Genomic DNA, 1377 nt, shown 5'->3' with positions numbered 1-1377 from the left:
AAAGACGACGCGAAAGCGGGCAGTGTGGCCGGTTACGGTCAGGCGCTCAAACTCTCCAGCGAATTTATCGCCGGGGTGGTGGTGGGTGCCGGCATCGGCTGGATCATCGACCGTCTGGCGGGGACATCGCCATGGGGTCTGATCGTGTTTCTGCTGCTTGGTTTTGGCGCCGGAGTGCTCAATGTGATGCGTTCCGCCGGCGTTGTGGCAGAATTTGGACAGGGCGATAAATCGCGCCGTGGCCAAGACGACAAGAAATGACCGCGCACCATGTGCGGTAATGGTAACGAGGCCGTACGCGGCATTGACGGGGTTTGAACGTGGCAGCTGACAAGGTCGATCCGATCCACCAGTTCCATATCAACAAGCTGATTCCGATCGACATCGGGGGCTATGACCTGTCTTTCACCAATTCGGCACTGTTCATGGTCGCAACCGTTATCGTCGCGGCTGGATTCCTGTTTCTCACGACGTCAAGCCGCAGCCTGGTTCCCGGGCGGCTTCAGTCGGTCTCCGAGATGGCCTACGAGTTCGTCGGCAACATGTTGCGCGATGCCGCCGGCACGCAAGGCATGAAGTTCTTCCCTCTCGTGTTCTCGCTGTTCATGTTCGTGCTCGTCGCCAATCTGCTTGGCCTGTTCCCGTATTTCTTCACCGTCACCAGCCACATCATCGTCACCTTCGGCCTTGCCGTGCTGGTGATCGCAACCGTGGTCGTCTACGGCTTCATGAAGCATGGTCTCGGCTTCCTGAAACTGTTCGTGCCGCATGGCGTGCCGGTCTTCCTGCTGCCACTGGTGGTGCTGATCGAAGTGATCTCCTTCGTGTCGCGCCCGGTCAGCCTCTCGGTTCGTCTGTTCGCCAACATGCTCGCCGGCCACATCACGCTGAAAGTGTTTTCCGGCTTCGTGGTCAGCCTGAGCGCGCTCGGCGCGGTCGGCGTCGCCGGCTCGATCCTGCCTCTGGCGATGGCGGTGGCGCTGACGGCACTGGAACTGCTGGTCGCCTTCCTGCAGGCCTACGTCTTTGCCGTGTTGACCTGCATGTATCTCAACGACGCCCTGCACCCCGGGCACTAGGTCCAAAAGTTTCCGGCCCAAGAATTTCCAACATTGGCGCCGGATGGAATCGCAACGGAATTTTAGATCCAAAGGAGTTGAACAAATGGACGCAGAAGCAGCAAAGTACATCGGCGCCGGCATCGCTTGCCTGGGCATGGGTGGTGCGGGCATTGGCCTCGGCAACATCTTCGGCAGCTACCTCGCGGGCGCACTGCGCAACCCGTCGGCTGCCGATGGCCAGTTCGGCCGCCTGATCTTCGGTTTCGCCGTGACCGAAGCTCTGGGCATCTTCTCGCTTCTCATCGCGCTTCTGGCC

The 1377-nt window shown here is 60.1% G+C and carries 3 protein-coding genes; all 3 read left to right on the top strand.

The genetic code is table 11. From position 1 onward, the window contains the following. The coding region (locus EN939_RS34240) for an AtpZ/AtpI family protein (protein WP_206528427.1) at positions 1 to 261 on the top strand (261 nt) is incomplete at its 5' end. Positions 262 to 320: 59 nt separating this feature from the next. After that, complete coding sequence (locus EN939_RS34235; protein WP_013532843.1) at positions 321 to 1079, top strand: F0F1 ATP synthase subunit A; 759 nt, start codon at positions 321 to 323, stop codon at positions 1077 to 1079. Positions 1080 to 1164: 85 nt separating this feature from the next. Continuing rightward, positions 1165 to 1377: F0F1 ATP synthase subunit C (locus EN939_RS34230; protein WP_127271830.1), on the top strand; the 213-nt coding region annotated here is incomplete at its 3' end.

It is taken from the genome of Mesorhizobium sp. M7A.F.Ca.CA.002.05.1.1 (assembly GCF_003998335.1).
In the GTDB taxonomy this organism is placed as follows: Bacteria; Pseudomonadota; Alphaproteobacteria; order Rhizobiales; family Rhizobiaceae; genus Mesorhizobium.
This window is presented reverse-complemented; position numbering and strand designations above follow the sequence as displayed.